At 72.5% G+C, this 21,890-nt stretch carries 15 protein-coding genes and 1 pseudogene; 10 read left to right on the top strand and 6 right to left on the bottom strand.

Going from position 1 to position 21,890, the window contains the following annotated elements; all coding sequences use genetic code 11:
- Window positions 1–36 precede the first annotated feature (36 nt).
- Entirely contained in the window at window positions 37–516 is a 480-nt protein-coding gene (locus AB0N14_RS19765; protein ID WP_366026971.1) for an SRPBCC family protein, read from the bottom strand.
- Between the two features lie 179 nt (window positions 517–695).
- Between AB0N14_RS19765 and AB0N14_RS19760 the strand changes: the two genes are divergently transcribed.
- Entirely contained in the window at window positions 696–1,877 is a 1,182-nt protein-coding gene (locus AB0N14_RS19760) for a PP2C family protein-serine/threonine phosphatase (protein WP_366026970.1), read from the top strand.
- Between the two features lie 191 nt (window positions 1,878–2,068).
- Window positions 2,069–2,572: an alkaline phosphatase family protein gene (locus AB0N14_RS19755; protein WP_366026969.1), complete on the top strand. Its 504-nt coding sequence runs from the start codon at window positions 2,069–2,071 to the stop codon at window positions 2,570–2,572.
- Window positions 2,573–3,272: 700 nt separating this feature from the next.
- Here the strand turns inward: AB0N14_RS19755 and AB0N14_RS19750 are convergent.
- A complete protein-coding gene (locus tag AB0N14_RS19750) occupies window positions 3,273–3,653 on the bottom strand; it encodes a hypothetical protein (protein ID WP_366026968.1) in 381 nt (126 codons plus the stop codon).
- Window positions 3,654–3,839: 186 nt separating this feature from the next.
- Here AB0N14_RS19750 and AB0N14_RS19745 point away from each other — a divergent pair, with 186 nt between their 5' ends.
- The gene (locus AB0N14_RS19745) at window positions 3,840–8,243 is read left to right on the top strand and encodes an HAD-IC family P-type ATPase (protein WP_366026966.1); all 4,404 of its coding nucleotides are present in this window, start codon (window positions 3,840–3,842) and stop codon (window positions 8,241–8,243) included.
- A 309-nt stretch (window positions 8,244–8,552) separates the two neighbouring features.
- Window positions 8,553–10,169, top strand: a complete 1,617-nt coding sequence (locus AB0N14_RS19740; protein ID WP_366026965.1) for a C40 family peptidase — start codon at window positions 8,553–8,555, stop codon at window positions 10,167–10,169.
- A 38-nt stretch (window positions 10,170–10,207) separates the two neighbouring features.
- Here AB0N14_RS19740 and AB0N14_RS19735 read toward each other — a convergent pair.
- A pseudogene (locus tag AB0N14_RS19735) lies at window positions 10,208–10,750 on the bottom strand (cinnamyl alcohol dehydrogenase); the annotation flags it as partial.
- Window positions 10,751–11,082: 332 nt separating this feature from the next.
- Between AB0N14_RS19735 and AB0N14_RS19730 the strand changes: the two are divergent.
- The 5 genes from AB0N14_RS19730 to AB0N14_RS19710 all read left to right on the top strand — a co-directional run bounded on the left by AB0N14_RS19730 (window position 11,083) and on the right by AB0N14_RS19710 (window position 16,658).
- Window positions 11,083–12,186: a PP2C family protein-serine/threonine phosphatase gene (locus AB0N14_RS19730; protein ID WP_366026963.1), complete on the top strand. Its 1,104-nt coding sequence runs from the start codon at window positions 11,083–11,085 to the stop codon at window positions 12,184–12,186.
- Window positions 12,187–12,290: 104 nt separating this feature from the next.
- Window positions 12,291–13,655 carry an FAD-dependent oxidoreductase gene (locus AB0N14_RS19725; protein ID WP_366026962.1) on the top strand — a complete coding sequence of 455 codons (1,365 nt, stop codon included), beginning with the start codon at window positions 12,291–12,293 and terminating at the stop codon, window positions 13,653–13,655.
- Window positions 13,656–13,743: 88 nt separating this feature from the next.
- Window positions 13,744–14,682, top strand: a complete 939-nt coding sequence (locus AB0N14_RS19720; protein WP_366026961.1) for an ATP-binding cassette domain-containing protein — start codon at window positions 13,744–13,746, stop codon at window positions 14,680–14,682.
- A complete protein-coding gene (locus AB0N14_RS19715; protein WP_366026960.1) occupies window positions 14,679–15,494 on the top strand; it encodes an ABC transporter permease in 816 nt (271 codons plus the stop codon). The genes AB0N14_RS19720 and AB0N14_RS19715 overlap by 4 nt, the downstream gene beginning before the upstream one ends.
- A 117-nt stretch (window positions 15,495–15,611) precedes the next feature.
- Entirely contained in the window at window positions 15,612–16,658 is a 1,047-nt protein-coding gene (locus AB0N14_RS19710; protein WP_366026959.1) for an LLM class flavin-dependent oxidoreductase, read from the top strand.
- Window positions 16,659–16,681: 23 nt separating this feature from the next.
- On the opposite strand, the gene efeB is transcribed toward AB0N14_RS19710, so the two are convergent.
- Window positions 16,682–17,962, bottom strand: coding sequence for an iron uptake transporter deferrochelatase/peroxidase subunit (gene efeB, locus AB0N14_RS19705; RefSeq protein WP_366026958.1), 1,281 nt, complete (start codon window positions 17,960–17,962; stop codon window positions 16,682–16,684).
- 68 nt (window positions 17,963–18,030) lie between these two features.
- Complete coding sequence (efeU, locus tag AB0N14_RS19700) at window positions 18,031–20,145, bottom strand: iron uptake transporter permease EfeU (protein WP_366026957.1); 2,115 nt, start codon at window positions 20,143–20,145, stop codon at window positions 18,031–18,033.
- A 248-nt stretch (window positions 20,146–20,393) separates the two neighbouring features.
- On the opposite strand from efeU, the gene AB0N14_RS19695 reads away from it, so the two are divergent.
- Window positions 20,394–21,344, top strand: coding sequence for a TauD/TfdA family dioxygenase (locus AB0N14_RS19695; RefSeq protein ID WP_366026956.1), 951 nt, complete (start codon window positions 20,394–20,396; stop codon window positions 21,342–21,344).
- A 134-nt stretch (window positions 21,345–21,478) separates the two neighbouring features.
- On the opposite strand, the gene AB0N14_RS19690 is transcribed toward AB0N14_RS19695, so the two are convergent.
- Window positions 21,479–21,844, bottom strand: coding sequence for a cupin domain-containing protein (locus AB0N14_RS19690; protein ID WP_366026955.1), 366 nt, complete (start codon window positions 21,842–21,844; stop codon window positions 21,479–21,481).
- Window positions 21,845–21,890: the final 46 nt, after the last annotated feature.

Below are 21,890 nucleotides of genomic sequence, written 5' to 3'. Positions count from 1 at the left end.
GCCCGGGAGGCGGCCGAGGCGCTTCGCGCGCCGGTGTCAGGCGGACGGGCCACCGACGTCACCGGGCTGGATGCGGCCGCGCCAGGCGCCGGACTCACCGCCACGCTGCTCGATGAACTCCTTGAAGCGGCGCATGTCTCCCTTGACGCGCCGGTCGATCACTCCCAGCATGTCCGCGGCCTTCTCCGCGGCTCCGCCGGATTCGACGTCCATCACGAGCTCGACCCGGGTGTGGGTGTCGTCCAGGCGCTGGAAGCGGACCGAACCCTTCTGTCGGGTGTCGCCGCTGGTGGTACGCCAGGTGATCCGCTCGTCGGGGAGCTGGTCGACGATCTCGGTGTCGAACTCCCGCCTTACTCCGCCGATCTTGGTGGTCCAGTGGTTGTGGCGGTCGTCGAGCTGCGTGACCTCCTCGACGCCCTCCATGAAGTTCGGGAACTCCTCGAACTGCGTCCACTGGTTGTAGGCGGTGCGAACCGGAACGTCGACTTCCACGGTTTCCTTGACCGTGCTCATCTGCGCCTCCTTCTCACTGATCGACCGCAGCGGGGTGTCGGCCCGCCGCATGGATCTCGGCACATTGCGGCGGGTACCCAAGGTCCGTCCGTTTACAGCTGCGGGATGACATAGGTACGCGGAGCGAGGTGAGCGGCACACGGTGGCCGTCCCACCGGCGGCGAGGCAGGGTGGAAGGCATGGGTCCCCATCTGGGCCTGGCCGGCCTGCGGCAGCAGTGGCAGTCGAGCCATGCGCTGCTGTTGCTCCCGATCGCGCTCATCGTCGTGATCACGATGGTGGACATCCACGCCCCCACGGACATCCACCTGGGCCCCACACTGGTGATCGCCCCCGCGCTCACCCTGTCGTTCGCCGGCCCCCGGCTGACCGGCCTCGTCGGGGCGCTGGCGGTGGCGGCGCAGTTCCTCATCGCCGTTCTGCACGGCGGGCTGACCACCACCAACCACATCGTGCAGCTGATCACCCTGGCCGTGCTGTCCACGCTGACCGTGATGTACGGCGCGATCCGCGAGGGGCGCCGCGCCCAGCTGGCCCAGGTCAGATCCGTGGCCGAGGCGGCGCAGCACGTCCTGCTGTGGCCGCTGCCGCAGCAGATCGGCCCCCTGAGGGTCGCCTGCCTGTACCTGGCCGCCGAGGACGAGGCACAGATCGGCGGCGACCTGTACGCGGCGACGCGCACCGACGCCGCGGTACGCCTCCTGATCGGCGATGTGCGCGGCAAGGGCCTGTCCGCGATCGGCGAGGCCGCCCTCTTGCTCGGCGCGTTCCGGGAGGCCGCCCACCGGCAGGCCTCCCTGCTGGAGCTGGCCGCCACCCTGGAACAGAGCGTCACCCGGTACCTCGCCGACTTCGAACCCTCCGAGGAGGTCGGGGAACGGTTCGCCACCGCCCTGCTGGTGGAGATCTCCGACACGCACCCGATGACGCGGATGACCAGCTGCGGGCACCCCCCGCCGCTGCTGCTCAGTCCCGGGCACGTCGTCACCGTGCCTAGCGTGCACCCCGCTCCCCCGATGGGCATCGGCGGCCGGCCGGCGGACTACACGCTGGACGTGTTCTCCTTCGAGCCCGGTGACACCCTCCTGCTGTACACCGACGGCGTGATAGAGGCGCGGGATGCCCACAACCGCTTCTATCCGCTGGCGGAACGCGTCGCCCAATGGCCGCAGACCAGCCCCGAGACGCTGCTGCACCACGTCCGGCGCGACCTCCTCGCCCACGCCGGCGGACGCCTCGACGACGACGCCGCTCTCATCGCTCTGCAGCGCGCCCCGGTCCCCCACCGGGGCAACCGGCAGGGGCGGATCGTCCATGCCGACGGCTTCCGTCACCGCCCGGGAGCGCGGACGGACGGGTGAACGGGCCGCGCGTCGCAGGGCCCGCTGGAAAGTTCCCCTTCGCCACTTTGCGCGCACCGATGCGTTTCTTGGGCTGGGCACGGTGCGGAAGTCCCCTCCTGTACACGTTCTCCCTGTACACGTTCTCCCCCTCCGATATCGGTGCACGGTCCGCAGACTTCCCCGTGCTCCGTACAGCTCGAGCAGAACCCTTGTCCAGACGTCCTGCCCGTCCCGTCACGGCGGTCGTCGCCGCACTCGCCGCCGTCGGCGCGCTCACCGCCACGGCCGCCGCGCCCCCCTCGGCGCACGCCCCCGTCACCCGCGCGGGCGCCGCGGCCCGGCATGTCCTGCTGCTGTCGGTCGACGGCCTGCACCAGTCCGACCTGGTCTGGTACGTCGCCCACCACCTCGACTCGGCGCTCCCACGGCTCGCCACGGGCGGTGTGGAGTACACCCACGCGAGGACCACCGTCCCCTCCGACTCGTTCCCCGGCATGATCAGCCAGCTCACGGGCGGGAATCCGGGCACCACGGGCGTCTACTACGACGACACCTACAGCAATGCCCTGCTCCCGGCCGGGACCACCAGCTGCGCCGGGGCCAAGCCCGGCGCCGAGGTGGACCTCACCGAGGACCTCGAGACCTGCTCGCCCAGTCCGGCACCGGCAACGGGATCGACGGCACGGCCAAACCCTTCACCGCGAGCGGGCTGAAGACGCTGTACGCCGGTGCGGCGGCCGCCCGCTACTTCCACGTCCGGCCGGGCGACGCGCGGGTGCCGGACCTGTTCGGCATCACGCAGTACGGCGTCGTGCACACCGGCGGCAAGGGCAAGATCGCCGAGCACGGGGGCGCCCACGCCGACGACCTGGACGTTCCGCTCGTCGTCTCCGGCGCCGGCGCACCGCGCGGGTCGGCGGCTCGGTGGAGACGACGCAGATCGCGCCGACGATCCTGCGGCTGCTCGGACTGAACCCCGAGGCCCTGGACGCGGTACGGGTCGAACACACCCGCGTGCTGCCGACGCGCTGACCGCTACCGGATGGGGTCGCGGCTTCCGCGGCCCCACCCGGGGGCGTTTGCCGTTTGTTCACCCAAGCGACATCAGAAGTGCGCCCCCATGGCACCCGTTCCCATGGAAAGGCCTGCATTGTCGGATATCGGACACCCGCATCCGAGCACAGAAAGTCGACCGACATGGGTCAGATTCTTGTAGCCGTGGCAACGAAGATCGGCGCCGCGCTGGCCGAGGCGCTCGCCTTGTGTTGCAGCTGTGGGCCGCGTACGCACGGCACCAGCGCACGGCCACCGCACCGGCCGCCGTCTGACACACGACGACCGCCACGGCCCGCCGCCGACACACGCCGGTGCCCGGCGGCGGTGTCGCCGCCGGGCACCGTGGGCCGGGTCGTCTCAGGCCGCCCTCCTCCCCGAGGCACGACTCCCACCGTTGTGCCCGGCCGTCGTTTCGGCGCCCCGTTCGCGCGTCCTGCCGCCGCGCAGCAGCCAGGTGGCTCCGCCGACGGCCAGCGCCACCGGCCAGTCCAGAACCTCCGCGATCGCCATCGCGGTCAGCCCCCCGTAGAACACGAGGTCCTTGCCCGGTACGCCGGGCATGCGCGACGTCGCCTCCCTGGCGGTGCTGGTCAGGTCGTCCCTCGTGATGTACGGAATCCTCAGTGAGGGGTGCACCGTACGCGTGTGAAGGTGCAGGCCACCGCCCTCGTGCGCATGGGTTTCCGCCGGCTGCTGCCGGGTCTCTTCACGCGGTGTCGTTGCCGCTGTTCTGGCCATCCCCTGTCCTCCTCTCACGGAGTCGGTGTGGTGTGCCACTTCAATTCTCGCGCGCTCCGCCCGACGTGCGCCTCTGCGATCCGGTAGAAATAGGAGGTTTGTCAGCATTCCGATTGAAGCTGGCGATTTATGGCTACTCGCGTTGTTCGGAGCGGGTGTCAGGCCGCAGGGAGCGGGTGATGCGCTGTGGCACTGCCGGGACGGCGACTGCTGCGGTCCGTCGTGTCCTCCGCCACCGCCTCGCTGTGGGACGGCACACACAAACGGGTACGCCGGTTCGAAGGGCGTTTCCACATCGCCGTACGCGGCCTGACCCACGGTGAGCTGCCCCGCGCCTCGGCGGCGAAGCTGGCCGAGGAGGTGGAGCGGCGGCTCACCGGGCTGCCGGGCGTGACCTGGGCCGTGGTGAACACCGTGCTGGGGCATGCCGTCGTCGGCACGGACGACTCCTTCGACCCCGAGGAACTGGTGCCGGTCCTGATCGACGCGGTCGAGGAGGTGGAGGAGGCGCACGGACTCGAGCACCCGCTGCCCGACCATCCGGCCTCCGGCCGGACGACCCGGCGAGCGGCCCTGGCCGTGGCCGTGCAGGTGGCGGCCGCCCCCCTGGCCGCCGTGACGGGCCTGGGCCGCCGGGCGCCGCTCCCGTCGTCGGTCACGGTTCTCATCCCGCTCATCGACGTCCACCCGAGGCTTCGGGCGGTGGTGGACCGGGCGATCGGCACCGACAACGCCAATCTGCTGCTGCCCCTGCTGGCGGCGGTGGGTCATGCGGGCTCCGGAGGTATGGTCGGGGTCGTCGTGGACACCGTCCGGCACACCCTGCGAGTGCTGGAGGCGAACGCGGAAGCCGCCGCCTGGACCGCGGCCGAGCCGCGCCTGGCCGGCAGTCCCGCCGCCGGATCCCATGGCCCGATGCACGACCCACCGCCACGCGAGACACCGCTGCGGCCGGGGCCGGTCGAGCGCTACGCCGACCAGGCCGTCCTGGTGGCGGCGGCGTCGTTCACCGGATCGCTGCTGGTCACCCGGCGCCCGGCCAGAGCCGCCGGCGGTGCGCTCGCCGCGATCCCCAAGGCACCGCTGCTGGCCCGCGAAGGCTTCGCCTGCGCCCTCGGCCGGGGCCTGGCCCGCAGGGGCGTTCTCGTGGCGGACTCCGGCGCGCTGCGTCGGCTGGACCGTATCGGCACCGTGCTCCTCGACACCGGCGTTCTGGCCACCGGGTCCCATGTGCTGGCCGATCTGGTGCCCCTCGACGACGACGCGCCCGTGGGCGACCTCGCCGCGCGGGCCCACCGGCTCTTCGACGGCTCCGCGCCCGAGAAGCCGGCCCGTGACGGCGAATGGGCCCTGGGCCCGGTCGAGCAGCTGTCCCTGCAGGGGCGCACCGGAGCGCGCGAGCGGGATCGGCTGCACCGCGGCGGGGCACGGCTCGTGCTGGGGCTGACACACGAGCGGCGGCTGCTCGCCGTGATCAGTGCGGTGCCGCAGATGCACGACGCCGCCGGCGCCTTCGTCCCCGCGGCGCATGCCGCCAGGCTGCGCGTCGTGGCCGCCGGGGCGCACACCGCCGACCCGGCCGTACGCGAGGCCGACGCGGTGCGCGCGGCGGACGAACGACTGGTGGACTGCGTACGGGACCTCCAGCGTGACGGAGAAGGGGTGCTGCTGATCTCCCGGGACCGGGCGGCCCTGAGCGCGGCCGATGTCGGGGTCGGTGTCGCCGGGCCGGACGGGACGCCGCCCTGGGGCGCGCATCTTTACGTGGACGCCGATCCGGCGGCGGCCGTCGTCATCGTGCGGGCCTGCCGCGGTGCCCGCGACAGTGCGCGGCGCGGGGTCCGGATCGCTGAGGCGGCCGCCGCCGTCGGCGCGACGGCGGCGCTGGCCGGGCGGTCGGGGCGGACCGCGACGCGCGGCGTGACGGCGTTCAACGTGGGGGGCGCCCTCGCCACCTGCACCGGAGTCTGGTCGGCCGTACGACTGCTGCGGCGTCCTTCCCCGGTGACCGCCGCGTCCCGTGGCCCCTGGCACGCGATGGACCCGGGCACCGTGCTCGAGCGGACCGGGAGCGCCGAGGCCGGGCTGACGGACGACGAGGCGCAGGCGCGGGGCACCGCACCCGGCGAGCGAGCCCCCACGTCGTCGCCCGTGCGGGCGTACCTCACCGAGATGGCCAACCCGCTCACGCCCGTCCTCGGTGCCGGGGCGGCCATGTCGGCGTCGGTGGGCGCCGTACTCGACGCCGTCGTCATCGTGGCGGTCACCGCCGTTTCCGGCCTCGTCGGCGGGTTCCAGCGCTACCGGACCGACCGGGCGGTGGCCCGGCTGCGCCGCGAGTCGGGCGTGATGGCCCGGGTGCTGCGGGACGAGCGGGAGACCACCGTGCCCGCCCAGCAGCTGGTCGTGGGCGATGTCGTCGTCCTGAGCGCCGGCGACGTCGTACCCGCGGACGCGCGCCTGCTGGAGGCGCACCACCTGGAGACCGACGAGTCGGCGCTCACCGGCGAGTCGCTGCCGGTGGCCAAGGCCGTCGCGCCCGTGCTGGCCTCGGACGTCGCGGAGCGCACGTCCATGGTGTACGAGGGCACCACCGTCGCGGCCGGCCGCTGCCGCGCGGTCGTCGTCGCGACCGGCACGGCGACGGAGGCGAGCCGGGCCGCGGTGATGGGCCGGGGTGCGGCCGCGCCCGCCGTCGGGGTGGAGCGCAGGCTGGCACGGATCACCCGCAGCACACTGCCCGTGGCCCTCGGCTCGGCCGCCGCGGTGATGGTGGCCGGAACGCTGCGCGGGCGCTCGACGCGGGAGACGGTGGGCGCGGGTGTGGGGCTGGCCGTGGCCAGTGTCCCGGAGGGACTGCCGTTCCTGGTGTCGGCGGCCCAACTCGCCTCCGCCCGCAGGCTTTCCGCACGGGGCGCCCTGGTCAGGGATCCCCGTACGATCGAGGCGGCCGGCCGTACCGACGTCCTGTGCTTCGACAAGACCGGAACCCTCACTTACGGACGGATCTCGCTCGTCGCCGTTTCGTCGGACGGCGACAGCCGGCCCCTGGAATCGCTCGGCGACGAGCAACGCGCCGTCCTCGCCGCCGCGTTGCGGGCCACCCCTCACCCGCACGGCGGCGCCGGGTTCGAGCACGCCACCGACGGGGCCGTCACCGCCGGCGCGGAGGAGGCGGGCGTGCGACGGACGACGGACGTGCCCGGCTGGCGGCGTGTCTCCGGCCTGCCGTTCGAGCCGAGCCGCGGCTTCCACGCCACGATGGGCCGGTTCGGGGAACGCCGGATCCTGTCGGTGAAGGGCGCGCCGGAGGAGGTCGTCGAGCGCTGCGCCACCCGTGGCGGCCGGCCGCTGGAGCAGCGGGAGCGCGCGGACGTGCTCGCCGCCGGCGAGAAGCTGGCGGCCGAGGGCCACCGCGTCCTCGCGGTCGCGGAGCTGCGGGACGCGGCCGACGAGGAGCTGAGGGACGAGACGGTGCGGGGGCTGGACTTCGTCGGGTTCCTCGCCTTCGCCGACCGGGTGCGCGGCACCGCCGCCGAGGCGGTGCGCCACCTGGCGGACGCCGGGGTGCACATCGTGATGATCACCGGGGACCACCCGGGCACGGCCGGTGCGATGGCCGCCGAACTGGGCGTGCTGGACGGCAGGCGGGTGGTGACCGGCACCGAACTCGACGACCTGGACGACCGGGCGCTCGACGCCCTGCTGCCCGATGTCGGGGTCGTCGCGCGCGGTACCCCCGTGCACAAGGTGCGTGTGGTGCAGGCGTTCCAGCGACTGGGACGCACCGTCGCGATGACCGGGGACGGCGCCAACGACGCGCCCGCGATCCGGCTCGCGGACGTCGGCATCGCGTTCGGGACGCGTGCCACGCCGGCGGCGCGCGCGGCGGCCGACCTCGTGGTCACGGACGACCGGCTGGAGACGGTGCTCGCCGCGCTGGTGGAGGGCCGCGCCATGTGGGCGTCCGTGCGGCAGGCGCTGGCGATCCTGGTCGGCGGCAACCTGGGCGAGATCGCCTTCACCCTCCTCGGCGCGGCCGCCACCGGGACCTCGCCGCTGACAGCCCGTCAACTTCTGCTGGTGAACCTGTTCACGGACCTGGCTCCGGCCATGGCGGTCGCCCTGCGCCCGCCTCGCCCCGAGGCCGCCGAGCGGATGCTGCACGAGGGACCGGAGGTCTCCCTGGGCACGGCCCTGACCGAGGAGACCGTGTGCCGGGCCGTCGCCACCGCCCTCGGCGCCACCGCCGCCTGGATCATCGCCCGGTTCACCGGTCGCGCCGTGCGCGCCCGTACGGTCGCCCTCGTCGCGCTGGTGAGCACACAGCTCGGGCAGACACTGCTGGCCGGCGGACGGAGCGGGGCGATCGTCGGCTCCTCCCTCGGCTCGCTGGCGGCGCTGGCGGCCGTGGTGCAGACGCCCGTGCTCAGCCAGTTCTTCGGCTGCACGCCGCTCGGCCCGCTCGCCTGGGGCATCGCGCTGTCCACCGCGGCGGCGGCGACGGTGAGTTCGCTGTTCCTGCCGCCGCTGATCGGCCGGATCCGAACCCTGCTTCCGCTGCCGCTGCCGGCCGTCGCCGGGGCGTAGACGGTAGCCGAGAGAACACCTTCCGGAACGTCAAACTCTTTCTTGAACGACAAGATGAAAATCACACCGACGTCTCGGACATTTCGCGGCTCAATCTTCACGCGAGGCACACAAGTTGGCTAGGTTGTCCGGCAGGCCGCACGACTCCCTCCGGCGAACCTCGCCGGGTCGCACGGCCTCCGCCGAGGGCACGGGCCACAGGGCACGCCTTCCGGAGCCTCCAGCCCGAACCCTCCCCCAGCGCCCCGAACGGCCTGGGGGCGCTGCACGGCCGACCCGGCAGGCGGAGCACGGAAGGAGTACGTCCCCATGGCGCAGCGCGACTCCGAGGGGCCGAGCCGCGACGAGGTCCAGCGGCGGATCCAGAGCCTCTACGACCGGGCCGAGACCGCCACCGGGAACTTCAACGCGACCCGCGCGATGTCGACGGGGACCCGCAGGCGCAGTGACCCGGTCCTGGGCAGGCAGCGCAGGCGCAGCGATCCCGCGCTCGACGACGTCGCCCGGGAATGGTTCGACGCGGCGCGCGCGAAGCTGGGTCCGACCGTCCCGGCGGTGCTGCCGGCGGACAGGATGCCGGCCGGGGCGGCCGGGGACGGGCCCGTGGTCCCGGCTGGGCGGCCGGGGAACGAACTGCCCGCCCTCGAGCGGGCGAACTCGGACCGGCCGGTCCGGGAACTGACGGCCGGGCCGGCTTCCGGGTCGGACCGTCCGGTCCGGGAGTTGACCGCCGGGCCGGTGGCGGAGCTGACGGCCGGTCCCATGGCCACGTTGCCTGCCGCGCCGGCGTCGCGGCAGGAGACGCCGCGCGCCCTGCCGGGGGCTCCCGCCGAGCCGGGGCGGTCCACGCCGACCACCGCCAAGGAGCGGAGCCGGCGCAAGCTCGCCGCGGCCCGGGAGATGCTGGACCGGCATGCGGCGCAGCAGGGCCCGGCGGGCGGCACCTGGGGCACGCCGGAAGCGCTCGGTGACAGCGGACAGGCGTGGCAGCAGGTGCAGACGGCCGGTGTCGCCGCGGTCCTGCCGGGTATGTCCCCGGCCGCGGACCTCGCCCTCACCGCCGTTCCTTCTGCCGTGGGCCCGTCGCCCATCGCGCCGTCCCTGGACACGTCGACCGGCGTCGCCGTACCGGCGCCCCCGGCCACCACGCCGGGCCCAGCCACATCGACGGCATTCGCCGTGCCGGCACCGCCGGCCAGCGCGCCCGGCCCAGCCGCCACGACCGCCTTCGCCATGTCGGGACCGCCGGCAACCGCGCCCGTGCCGACCGCCTCGATGCCGCTCACCGGTCCGGACACCTTCGCCGCCACGGCCCCTCTCCCCGCGCCGGCGCCCGGAGCAGTCCCGGCGCCCGGCGCCCCCGCGCCTGGCTCCTCGGCCTCCTTCGCCACGTCACTGCTCCCCGTCACCGCGCCCCACGCGACCGCCTCCATGCCGCTCACCGGTCCGGCCACCTTCGCCGCCACAGCCACTCCCGCCGCCACGGCGCCCGCCGCAGTCTCGGCGCCCGGCGCCCCCGCTCTTCCCGTCGCCGACGCCTTCGTCGGCGTGCCCGGCACGGGGTACGGCACCAAGGCCGCGAAGGCGCTCGCCTTCGCCCGGGCGCAGATCGGCAAACCGTGTGTGTGGGGTGCCACCGGGCCCGACTCCTACGACGCCCCTGGCCTGACCCAGGCCGCCTGGAAGGCCGCCGGGGTCGTGCTCCCCCGCTCCGCACCCGATCAGGCGGCCATGGGCACGCCGGTCTCCCTCACCGCTCTCCAGCCGGGGGACCTGGTCTTCTTCCACGAGGGCGCCGGCCATGTAGGCATCTGCACCGGCAACGGCATGATGATCCACGCGCCGGGGCCGGGAGCCTACATCCGCGAGGAGTCCCTCCACTACGCCGGCCAGTCGGCGATCCACGGTGCGGTACGGCCAGCCTGAGGCCGGGGCGCCCTGACCTCAGCGTGCCCGAGTCGCCGTCGCCAGGTCTCGTAGTGGTCCAGCAGCGTCTCCTCGATCGGGCGGTAGGTGATGCCCAGTTCGCGCACGCTCCTGGAGTTGTCCACGCGGAAGCGGATACCGAGGTGCTTGCGGATGTAGTCCTGGGTCAGGCCGAAGGCCGGGCCCAGGACGCGTACCGGCCAGTGCGGCAGCGCGGATCGGGGCAGGCGCAGGTCGCGGGGGTACCGGGTGCGGATGATGCGGGACATCTCGTGGAAGGACGTCATCGTCTCGGCGGCGACGATGTACCGGCCCTTCGCCGCGGGGTGCTCCGCGGCGGCGATGTGCGCGTCGGCCACTTCGCGGACGTCGGCCGTGGTGAAACTGAAGTCGGGGGCGCCGTAGAAGAAGTAGCCCTTGAACAGCTCGTCGAGCAGGAACAGGCTGCCGGATTCCGAGGCGGGGGTCAGTGACGGGCCGAGGATCAGCCCGGGGTTGACGGACACCATGCGCCAACGGCTCTGGGCCGCCTCCGCCGCCCAGGCCTCGCGTTCGGCGAGCGTCTTCGCGTAGTGGTAGGGGTAGGCAACTGTTCGCCGGGGAGTGTGCATAAGGTCGCGTTAACTCGATCGTGCGATGGTCGGCTCTCGGGCTTGCAGCGCCCGGGGGGCGACTGGGTCAGTGTGATGATGCGATCTAGGTGTTCTGTCCAGGGAGGTTGTGGACGGGTGAGCCAGGTCTCGGCTGAGGGATCTTGAACAGGTGAGGGCCTTCCGGTTCGGTGTGGATTGCGAGTCACCTCTCGACACCTGCCCTGACGCATCGGACGGCGGAACGATAGGCGCAGCCCGGCGCATCCACGAGAGCCTGCGTCGACGTGCGGCGGGCCGCTCGGCGTAGGAGCGTTAAGGGTGTGCGAAGCGTGCGTGCCGTGCCTGGGCGCCGGGAGGCGGACGGCCGGAGCTGGCTGCGCGGGGCGCCGCCCCCGCGGTCGGTGCGCGTGCTGCCGATGGTGCTGCTGGTCTTCGTGTGCGTCGCCACGCTCGTCGCCCCCCAGCCCCTGGACATCGGCTTCCTGCTGGGCGCCATTCCGCCGCTCGCCGTGCTGTCCTACGGGCCGTTGACGACCGCGGTGCTCGGCGTCCTGGTCATCGCCCTGCAGCACGTCCGGGTCTTCCATCTGGACCACCCCGGCAACACCGATCTGCTCACCATCGGCTTCGTGGCGCTCCTGAGCGTGTTCGTGTCGTATGTGCGCAGCCGCCGTGACGCCCAACTCGACCTCGAACGCACCGTCGCCGAGGCCGCCCAGCGCGCCGTCGCGCCCCCGCTGCCGCCGCGGGTCGGACCGGTCCGCTGCACCGGGCTGTACCGGACCGCGCAGCGCGGGACGCTCGTCGGCGGCGACTTCTACGACGTGCGCTCGGGCCCCGCCGGGGTACGGGCGGTGATGGGCGATGTACAGGGCCACGGACTGTCGGCCGTGGCGACGGTCGCCTCGCTCCTCGGCGCGTTCCGGGAGGCCGTCCTCGACCAGCCGGACCTGCCGTCGGTCGCCGCGTGCCTCGACCGCAGGCTCCTGGTGGACTCGGGGGACGCCCGGCTCGGAGAGCTGTTCGCGACCGTGGTGCTGCTGGAGTTCGCCCCCGACGCCCGTACGGTACGGATCATCGTCTGCGGCAGTCCGGCGCCGGTTCTGCTCCAGGACGGCAAGGCCACGGAGGTTCAGGTCACGCCGGGAACACCGCTCGGGCTCGGCCTGCCCCAGGGGGGCGGTTACGACGAGACCGTCTGTCCGCTCCAGCGGGGGGACCGGCTGTTCCTGGCCTCCGACGGCATCTGGGAGGCCAGGGATTCCACCGGCGCGTTCTATCCGCTGATCGACCGGCTCCCCCGCCTCGCCGACGACGACCCCGTCGTCACGGCCGAGCGCGTGTGGACCGATCTCGTGGAACACTGCGGCAGCGTCCGGGACGATGTGACGATGCTCCTGTTGACCCCGGAGCCGAAGCCATAAGTCCGCCTTATGAGGTCATAGAGCAGACCCGCGTACCAAGTTAGGATTGCCTTAGTTTAGGGTTCCCCACGAGCCGTCCATCCCCGCTCGAAGGGAACCTCATCATGCCCCGCCCCCTGCGGGTAGCCATCGTCGGAGCCGGTCCCGCCGGTATCTACGCCGCCGACGCCCTGCTGAAGTCCGAGGTGGCCGCCGAACCCGGTGTGTCCATCGACCTCTTCGAGCGGATGCCCGCCCCGTTCGGCCTCATCCGGTACGGCGTCGCCCCCGACCACCCGCGCATCAAGGGCATCGTCACGGCCCTGCACCAGGTGCTCGACAAGCCGCAGATCCGCCTCTTCGGCAACGTCTCGTACCCGTCCGACATCAGCCTGGACGACCTGCGCGCCTTGTACGACGCCGTGATCTTCTCCACCGGCGCCATGGCCGACCGGCCCCTCGACATACCGGGCATCGACCTCGACGGCTCCTACGGAGCGGCGGACTTCGTCTCCTGGTACGACGGGCACCCGGACGTGCCGCGCACCTGGCCGCTGACGGCGGAGAAGGTCGCAGTGCTCGGCGTCGGCAACGTCGCACTGGACGTGGCCCGCGTCCTGGCCAAGACGGCGGACGAGCTGCTGCCCACCGAGATCCCGCCGAACGTGTACGACGGGCTCAAGGCCAACCCGGCCCGCGAGATCCACGTCTTCGGCCGCCGTGGCCCGGCCCAGGCCAAGTTCAGCCCGATGGAGCTGCGGGAGCTGGACCACTCCCCCTCCATCGAGGTCGTCGTCGACCCCGAGGACATCGACTACGACGAGGGCTCGATCGCGACCCGGCGCGGCAACAAGCAGGCCGACATGGTCGCCAAGACGCTGGAGAACTGGGCCATCCGCGACGTCGGCGACCGGCCGCACAAGCTGTTCCTGCACTTCTTCGAGTCCCCGACCGAGATCCTCGGCGAGGACGGCCGGGTGGTCGGCCTGCGCACCGAGCGCACGGCCCTGGACGGCACCGGCAACGTCAAGGGGACCGGCACGTTCCGGGACTGGGACGTCACCGCCGTCTACCGTGCCGTGGGCTACCTCTCCGACCCCCTGCCGAAGCTGCCGTGGGACGTCGAGTCGGGCACGGTCCCGGACGAGGGCGGGCGGGTCATCGAGGACAGCGGCACGCATCTGCAGTCGACGTACGTCACCGGCTGGATCCGCCGCGGCCCCGTGGGCCTCATCGGCCACACCAAGGGCGACGCCAACGAGACGGTGGCCAACCTGCTGGACGACCACGCGAACGGGCGCCTGCACACGCCGGCCTCACCCGCACCCGAGGCCGTGGACGCTTTCCTCGCCGAGCGGAACGTCCGTTTCACCACCTGGGAGGGCTGGTACCGCCTGGACGCCGCGGAGAAGGCGCTCGGTGAACCCCAGGGCCGGGAACGCGTGAAGATCGTCGAGCGGGAGGACATGCTCCGAGAAAGCGGCGCATAGACGCGCGCACCGAGGGCGGAAGCGGCCCGGCATCCGGCCGGAGCAGTCCCGCGCGACAGCCGGGCGCGCTCGTACGAGGGTGGAGGGCATGATCGAGGCCCATTCCCTCACCAAACGCTTCGGCGAGCGCATCGCCGTCGACGACCTGAGCTTCACCGTGCGGCCCGGCATCGTGACCGGGTTCCTCGGGCCGAACGGCGCCGGCAAGTCCACGACCATGCGGATGCTGCTGGGGCTGGACACGCCCATCTCCGGCCGGGCCGTGGTCAACGGCAGGAACTACGCCGATCACCGGGCGCCCCTGCACGAGGTGGGGGCCATGCTGGAGGCCCGCTCGGTGCACACCGGGCGCAGCGCCTACCACCACTTGCTGGCGCTCGCCGCGACCCACGGGATCTCCCGGCGCCGGGTCGAGGAGGTGATCGACCTGGTGGGGCTGCGCGCGGTGGCACGGAAACGGGTCGGCAGCTTCTCCCTGGGCATGGGGCAGCGGCTTGGCATCGCCGGGGCGCTGCTCGGCGACCCGGCGACGGTGATCCTCGACGAGCCGGTCAACGGTCTCGATCCGGAGGGGATCCGGTGGATCCGAGATCTGCTCAAGGCGCTGGCCGCCGAGGGGCGTACGGTCCTCGTCTCCTCACATCTGATGTCGGAGATGGCGCTCACGGCCGAGCATCTGATCGTGATCGGGCGGGGACGGCTGATCGCGGACACGTCGGTCGCGGAGTTCGTCGCGCGGGCCGCCGGTGAGGTGGTGCAGGTCCGCACCGAGGAGGCGGAGCGGCTGCACGGTCTGCTGGCCGGCCCGGACGTGTCCGTCACGGCCGAGGAACCGGGCGTGCTGACGGTGACCGGGCTCGGCAGTGAGCGGATCGGACGGATCGCGGCCGAGCACGGTATCGCGCTGGCCGAACTGACGCCGCAGCAGGCCTCGTTGGAGGAGGCCTTCATGCAACTGACCCGGGACGCCGTGGAGTACCAGACACCGGCGGCGCACCTGGTCGGCGCGGAAGGACGTGCGGCATGACGACGGCATCGGTGATTCCCGCCGCGGAGCGGGGCGAGGTCACCCAGCTGCGGGTGATCCACTCGGAATGGATCAAGCTGCGCTCGCTGCGGTCCACCCTGTTCACACTCCTCGCGGCCGTCGTCGCGATGGTCGGACTCGGCTGCGTGTTCAGCTACTTCACCGCCCACCGCTGGGACGACCTGCCGCCCCAGGAGCGGCTCGCCTTCGATCCGACGCTGGTCAGCCTGCGCGGCTTCTTCCTGGCCCAGCTGGCCGTCGGCGTGCTGGGCGTCCTGGTGATGAGCGGCGAGTACGCGACGGGCATGATCCGCGCCTCGCTGGCCGCGGTGCCGCGCCGCCTTCCGGTGCTGTGGGCGAAGTCCCTGGTGTACGCGGTGGTGGCGTGGGTGCTGATGACGGGCGCCGCGCTCGCCGCGTTCCTGCTGGGTCAGGCCGCGCTGTCCGGACGTCACCTGGGAACTTCGCTGAGCGCTCCGGGAGTGCTGCGCGCGGTCCTCGGCGCGGGTCTGTATCTGACGGTCGTGGGGCTGATCGGGGTGGCGCTCGGCGCGCTGATCCGCAACACGGCGGGCGGGATCGCCACCCTCTTCGCCGCCCTGCTGGTGCTTCCCGTGCTCGCCCAGGCGCTGCCGTCGTCCTGGCTCGACGCGATCAACCCGTATCTGCCGAGCACGGCGGGCCAGGGCCTCGTCCACGTCCAGCAGCAGCCGCACACCCTGGCGCCGTGGGCCGGGTTCGCGGTGTTCTGCCTGTACGCGCTGGCGACGCTGGCCGGGGCGGCGGTGACGCTCCGGCGCCGCGACGCCTGACGCGAGGTACCCGGGTCGCCCTCACCGGCTCGTTCACGTGCGCGCAACGATCACCTGCGAGAATCGGACACAGCACCGGCGTACGGCAGACATGCCGCGGACCCTGGAGGAAGCCCCGTGCCGCCGTCCTCGCAACCGCTGCGGAAGTTGGGCTTCCTGACCATCGGCCTGTTCGACGAGGCGGATCCGGGCCGCGGGCACGAGGCGACGCTGGAGATCATCGAGCTGGGTGAGCGGCTGGGGTTCGACAGCGCGTGGGTGCGGCACCGGCATCTGCAGTACGGCATATCCTCGCCCGTCGCCGTGCTGGCGGCGGCCTCCCAGCGCACGAGCCGGATCGACCTGGGCACCGCGGTCATCCCGCTCGGCTGGGAGAACCCGCTGCGCCTCGCCGAGGACCTGGCGACCGTCGACATCCTCTCCGGGGGCCGGCTGAACCCCGGTGTCAGCGTCGGCCCGCCGATGCACTACGAGCAGGTGAAGCAGGCGCTCTACCCGGACACCGCCGACATCGAGGACTTCGGCTACGAACGGGTGCAGCGGCTGCTGGACTTCGTGCGCGGCAAGCCCGCCACGGACTTCGGCGGTGCCGAGGGCTTCGAAGCCACGCGGCGGCAGCCGCATATCGAATACAGCTCGAACCGCGTGCAGCCGTATTCCCCCGGCCTGGGCAGGCGCCTGTGGTACGGCGGCGGGAGCCTGCGCTCGGCCCAGTGGGCGGGCGAGCACGGGATGAACCTGCTCACCTCCAGCGTCGTCAAGGCGGAGGAGTCGGAGGACTTCGCCGAGGTCCAGCTCTCCCACATCCGTACGTTCCGCGCCCACCACCCGGACGGTGAGCGTGCCCGCGTCTCACAGGGGCTGGTGGTCATACCCACCGACAGCGCCACGTACGAGCAGCGCGCCAAGTACGAGGCGTACGCGGCGAAGCGGCTGCCGCGCACGGCGACGCCGCAGGGCCCGGCGCGGATGATGTTCGCGCCCGACCTCGTGGGACCGTCCGACCGGATAGTCGAACAACTGTACGCTCACGCCGCGTTCCGTGAGGTGGACGAAGTGGCGTTCGCGCTGCCGTTCACCTTCGAGCACGAGGACTACGTGCAGATTCTCACCGACATGGCGACGCGACTGGGGCCCGCGCTGGGCTGGCGGCCGGCCGGCTGACCACCCGGTGGCGGCGGGGGCCGTCAGGCGGACATGAGCCCCCGCCCGAGCCAGTCCGAGGAGTCCGTCACACCGGGCAGGGCGAAGAAGTAGCCGCCGCCGGTCGGGGAGATGTAGTCCACGAGGGGCTCGTCGATCAGCCGGGTCTGGGTGGCCTCGAACTGGCGCTGCACGTCCTGCTGGTAGCAGCAGAAGACGAGCCCCATGTCGAGGTTGCCGACGTTGTCGACACCGCGGTCGTAGTTGTAACCGCGGCGCAGGATGCGGGAGTTGTCTGTCTTCGCGGTGCGGGGGTTGGCGAGCCGTATGTGGGCGTCGAGCGGGATCGCCGTGCCCTGCGCATCCTTGGCGTAGTTGGGGACGTCGGTCTCCTGGGCGCCGTCCAGCGGGGCACCGGTGTCCTTGCGGCGGCCGAACATCTTCTCCTGCTCGGTCAGCGAGACCCGGTCCCAGAACTCCACGAGCATCCGGATGATCCGGATGACCTGGTAGCTGCCGCCGGTCGCCCAGGCGGGCTCGCCCTGTCCCTCGTCGACCCAGACGAGACGGTTCATCTCCCGGGAGGAGGTGACGTCGGGGTTGGCTATGCCGTCCTTGAAGCCGAGCAGGTTGCGCTGGGCGCCGCTCGGGCGGGGCGTGTTCTGGAAGCCGTCGATGCGCCACTTGATCTGCATGGCGCCGCGGGTGTGGCGGGCGATGTCGCGCAGCGCGTGCAGCACGGTGTCCTGCCGGTTGGCGCAGATCTGCAGCGACAGGTCACCGTGGCACTCGGCCGGCTGCAGGCTGTCGTTGGGGAACGTGCGCATGGGGGCGAGGCGGCGCGGTTTGGCCTTGGCGAGGCCGTAGCGGTCGTCGAACAGGGAGGCGCCGACCCCTACGGTGACGGTGAGCGCGTCGGCGGGGACCTCCGGGCCGAGGATGCCGTTGTCGGAGGGCGGCGCACCCACGCCGAGGTCCTGCGGGGCGCCGCCGGAGGTGAGGAAGCGGGCCCGCTCGGTGATCGTCCGCAGCAGGTCGGTGAGGCCCTTGCGGTCCTCGGCTATGACGTTGAAGGAGACGAAGGTGGCGGCGGCCGGGGCGGGAGTGATGATGCCCGCCTGGTGGACGCCGTGGAAGGGGACGTTCGTGGCGTTCGCGTCGTCCGCCGCGTGCGCCTCGCCGGTGCCGGCCTGGCTGAGGGCGAGGCCGCCGCCGGCCAGGACCGCGCCCGCGGCCCCGGCGCCCAGGGCCGTCTTCACGAAGGTGCGGCGACCGTGACCGGCGGGGCAGCCGCCCTGGGGGGCGGGCGTTTCGGCGGACGGCATGGAGCGGTTCCCTTCGGCGTGTGCGTTCTCGGCTTCGGTGCGGGCGTTCGCGGCGCGCTCTCGGCCCATCAGGCGGACTTCCGGATCTCGAGCAGGTCCGGAATGGGGGCGAGGTCCTCGAGGAGCTGTCCGGCGGCCCCGTTCAGCCGGTCACGGGCGGTCTCGTCGAGCCGGTCGACGGGGGTCCAGGAGTCTCCGTGGTGAGCGGCGTCGAGCAGCTTCTGCACCCGGGCGATGTCCGTGTCCACGGTGGGCAGCAGCTTCGGGGCGCGGGTGGTCAGCAGCGGCTTGAGGACGGTGAGGAGCTCGCGGGTGCCGGCCAGGTTGGCGTCCGCCGTGGCCAGTTCGGTGCCGCTGCCCTGGCCGGTGTGGCCGGTGAGCTCGAACTGGAGGGTGTTCTCCAGGATCTCGTGGGCACGCAGGGGCAGGTCGCCCGGGTCGAAGGTCTGGGCGGGGAACGCCTTTCGCAGTCCCTCGGCATCGTCGGCGAGTTGCTGGGCGGGGGCCTTGAGCTGGTCCGCGGACTGCCCGTGCCACAGCCCGTACTCCAGGCGGTGGAAGCCGGTGAAGTCCTTGTCGTTCACCCCGCCGGGCAGGCCGTCGGGGCGGCCGTTGATCTTCTGGTCGAAGTCCTCGAAGGTGCCGTAGGCGGCGCCGAGCGAGGAGTAGGTGCGGTGGGCGGTCAGCCAGTCGGCGCGGGCGGCGTCGAGGTGGCCCGCGGCGATGTCGTCGCTGAGCTTGCGGGTCTGGGTGAGGAGGGTGGCCAGACCCTGTTCGACGTACGTCCTGTACGCGGCCAGGGGCGCGGCGAGGTCCTTCTCGGAGACGGGGACGACGGCCTTGGCGCCGGCGCCGCCGCTCACGCGGACCGCCTTGGAGGTGACGGCCTTGCCGCCGGTGGGCACGCAGCGCCAGGCGTAGCTGCCGCCCGCGACGGTGGCGACGAGGTCGCGCGTGGTGCCGGGGGCGAGGCCCTCGATCTCGCCGTACACCGCGTTGGTGGCCGGGTCGACCAGGTACACCTCGGAGGTCTGGTCGCCGGTGTTGTGCATCTGGAAGGTCTGCCGGCCGGGCTGGGGCGCGGTGAATCCCCTGCCGCACTCGGTCTCGGAGACCGCGACGGTCTGGGTGCCGGCGGGCTTGGAGCCGCTGACGGCGACGACCAGCCCGGCCACGACGGAGGGGACGGCGACGACGGCGACGGGGACGGCCCAGACGGGGCGGCGGCGGACCGGGGTGACGGACGCGGTTTGCGGTGCCTTCACGGCGGGCCTCGGCTGGTCCTCCTGCGCCTTCACGTCCTCCTTGGCCTTCGTCACGGGCTTCGCCCGGTCGGGTGCCGCGGGCTTCGCCCGGGTGGCCGTGGCCCCGGCCCCGCGCACGCCGCGTACGAACAGCGTCATCACCACGGCGAGGTATCCGGCATAGGCGACGACCTGCAGCCACGTCATCGTCGGCGTCAGGTTGAACACGCCCTGGATCAGCGTGCTGTACCAGGAACCGGCGTCGACGCTGCCGCCGAGGTCCACGGCATGGGCGGTGCCGCCTGGCAGCACCCCGCCCTCCTGCAGATCGCGCAGGCCGTAGCCCAGCACCCCGGCGGCTATCACGATGAGGACGGCGCCGGTCGCGGTGAAGAACCTGGTCAGGTTGATCTTCAGGACACGGCGGTACAGACCCCAACACAAGCCGGCCGCGAGGACGAGGCCGATGCCGGCGCCCGCCATCGGACCCGCCGACTCCCCGGCCGCGCGCGCCGTGGTCCACAGGAACAGAGCCGTCTCCAGGCCCTCGCGGCCCACCGCGAGGAACGAGGTGAGGGTCAGCATGCCGGCGCCCATCGCGAGCGCGCCGGTGACCTTCTCCTTGATCTCGCCGGAGAGACTGCGGGCCGAGCGGCGCATCCAGAAGACCATCGCGGTGGCGAACGCGACGGCGATCACGCTGAGGGCGCCGCCGAACGCCTCCTGGGCGGTCGCGGACAGGGACGCCGCGGTGAACGTCAGCACCGCGCCGAAGCTCATCGCGAGCGCGATCGCGGCGAGGACGCCGGTCCACACCTGGGGCAGCCGGGACTTCGCACCCGCTCTCACGAGGGTCGCGACGAGGATGGAGACGATGAGTCCGCCTTCGAGCCCTTCCCTCAGTCCGATGAGAAAGCTCGGAAACGCGTCATCCCACATGCGGCCCTCCCCGGCATGCCCCCCGCCGTCGGTCGTGCAGGTTAGCGAAGGCATGCCTTACCAGTGCTGAACCATCATGACGACAGCCGTGTCGTCAATTACCCATAGGACGGCAATGGGACGGTAAAAGGGCCGACGTGCCGAGGGCTGACGGGTCACTCGTACGCAGCTCGTGTGATCTTTCGCACGAGCCGGGGGCGGGGGATGCTTGCTCCGTGAGGTCCTGACCCACCACGGACGGAGCCCGTATGACGACGGACAGTGGTACCGAGGTCGAGGTGAGGCCCGTCGCGGGCCGCATCGGCGCCGAGATCACGGGGGTCGACCTGGCCGGCGACCTGCCGGACGCGGCGGTGTCCGCGATCAGGTCGGCCGTGCTGCGCTGGAAGGTGGTGTTCTTCCGGGACCAGAAACTGGACCACACGGCGCACGTCGCGCTCGCCCGCCGGTTCGGCGAGCCCGTCGTCCTGGGCCGGCGCGGCAGCGCCTCACCGCGGGACGTCCCGGAGGTGGAGACCACGGCCGACCGGCTGGAGCTGGGCGGGCGCTACGGCATGGACCACGACGAGTGGCTGCGGCGCAGGCGCCACTCGCTGTTGCGGGGCTGGCACTGCGACCACGGCGCCCGCGTCGATCCGCCCGCCGCTACCATCCTGCGTGCCGAGAGCGTGCCCCCGTACGGCGGGGACACCCAGTGGTCCAACCTCGCCGCCGCCTACGCGGGTCTGTCGGAGCCCGTCCGGCGTTTCGTCGACGGCCTGCGCGCCGAGCACCGGCTCGGCGTCGGATACCAGCCTCGGCCCGGCGAAGACGCCTACCTGCGTCATCTGCTGGACCACCAGATGGCCACGGAGCATCCGCTGGTGCGGGTGCACCCGGAGACGGGCGAACGGATCCTGTTCGTCAACGGCTACTACGTCGAGCAGATCCTCGGCCTGTCACGCGCGGAGAGCGCGCACATCCTGCAGATGCTCCTGGAGCAGGCCACGCGCCCGGAGTACACGGTCCGTTTCCGCTGGGAGGCCGGCAGCGTGGCCTTCTGGGACAACCGGGCCACCGTCCATCTGGCTCCGAGCGACCTCGTCACCCCCGAGCATCCCCGGATCATGCACCGGGTGATGCTCGCCGGGGACGTCCCCGTCGGCCCGGACGGCCGACCCTCGTCCCCGATCAGCGGTACGGAACCCGGCCGCTGGTGACGGACGGCACCCGGACACTCACCCGGCAAGCCGACACTCGGCGAGGACCCACCCTGTATACGGCGCCGCGATACCCAGCGGGGACGCGCCCGCCTACGGCTCGGCGGGTCCCCGCAGACCTTCTCCCTCCGCGGCTATCCGCGGTCCGCCCTCGCGTAGTCCTGTGCCATGGGACCCGCGAAGTCCAGGACCACGACGGGTTCGTCGCCCTCGACCCACGCGTCGTGCCCGGCCGAGCACACGAAGACGTCGCCGGGTCCGAGCTCCTCCTCGGCCCCGTCGTCCATGCGGATGTGCATCCGTCCCCGGACGACATAGCCGTTGTGGTCGAACTGGCAGCTCTGCGTGCCGGCGATCGGGGCGACGGACTCCGACCAGCGCCAGCCGGGCTCGAAGGTCCCGACCGCGAAGTCGAGTCCGGTCAGATGGACGGCCTCCAGGTGGCCCCGGGGGAAATCACGCCGCTCGTCGGGCTTGTCGGCTGCCTTCACCTCGAGCATGACCGCTCCCTCCGCAGTGAACGGCTCCTACCACTCCATCGTCCGC

It is taken from the genome of Streptomyces sp. NPDC051104 (genome assembly GCF_040682835.1).
Lineage (GTDB): Bacteria > Actinomycetota > Actinomycetes > Streptomycetales > Streptomycetaceae > Streptomyces > Streptomyces cynarae.
The sequence above is the reverse complement of the archived record's forward strand: the minus strand, read 5'-3'. Positions and strand labels throughout refer to the sequence as shown.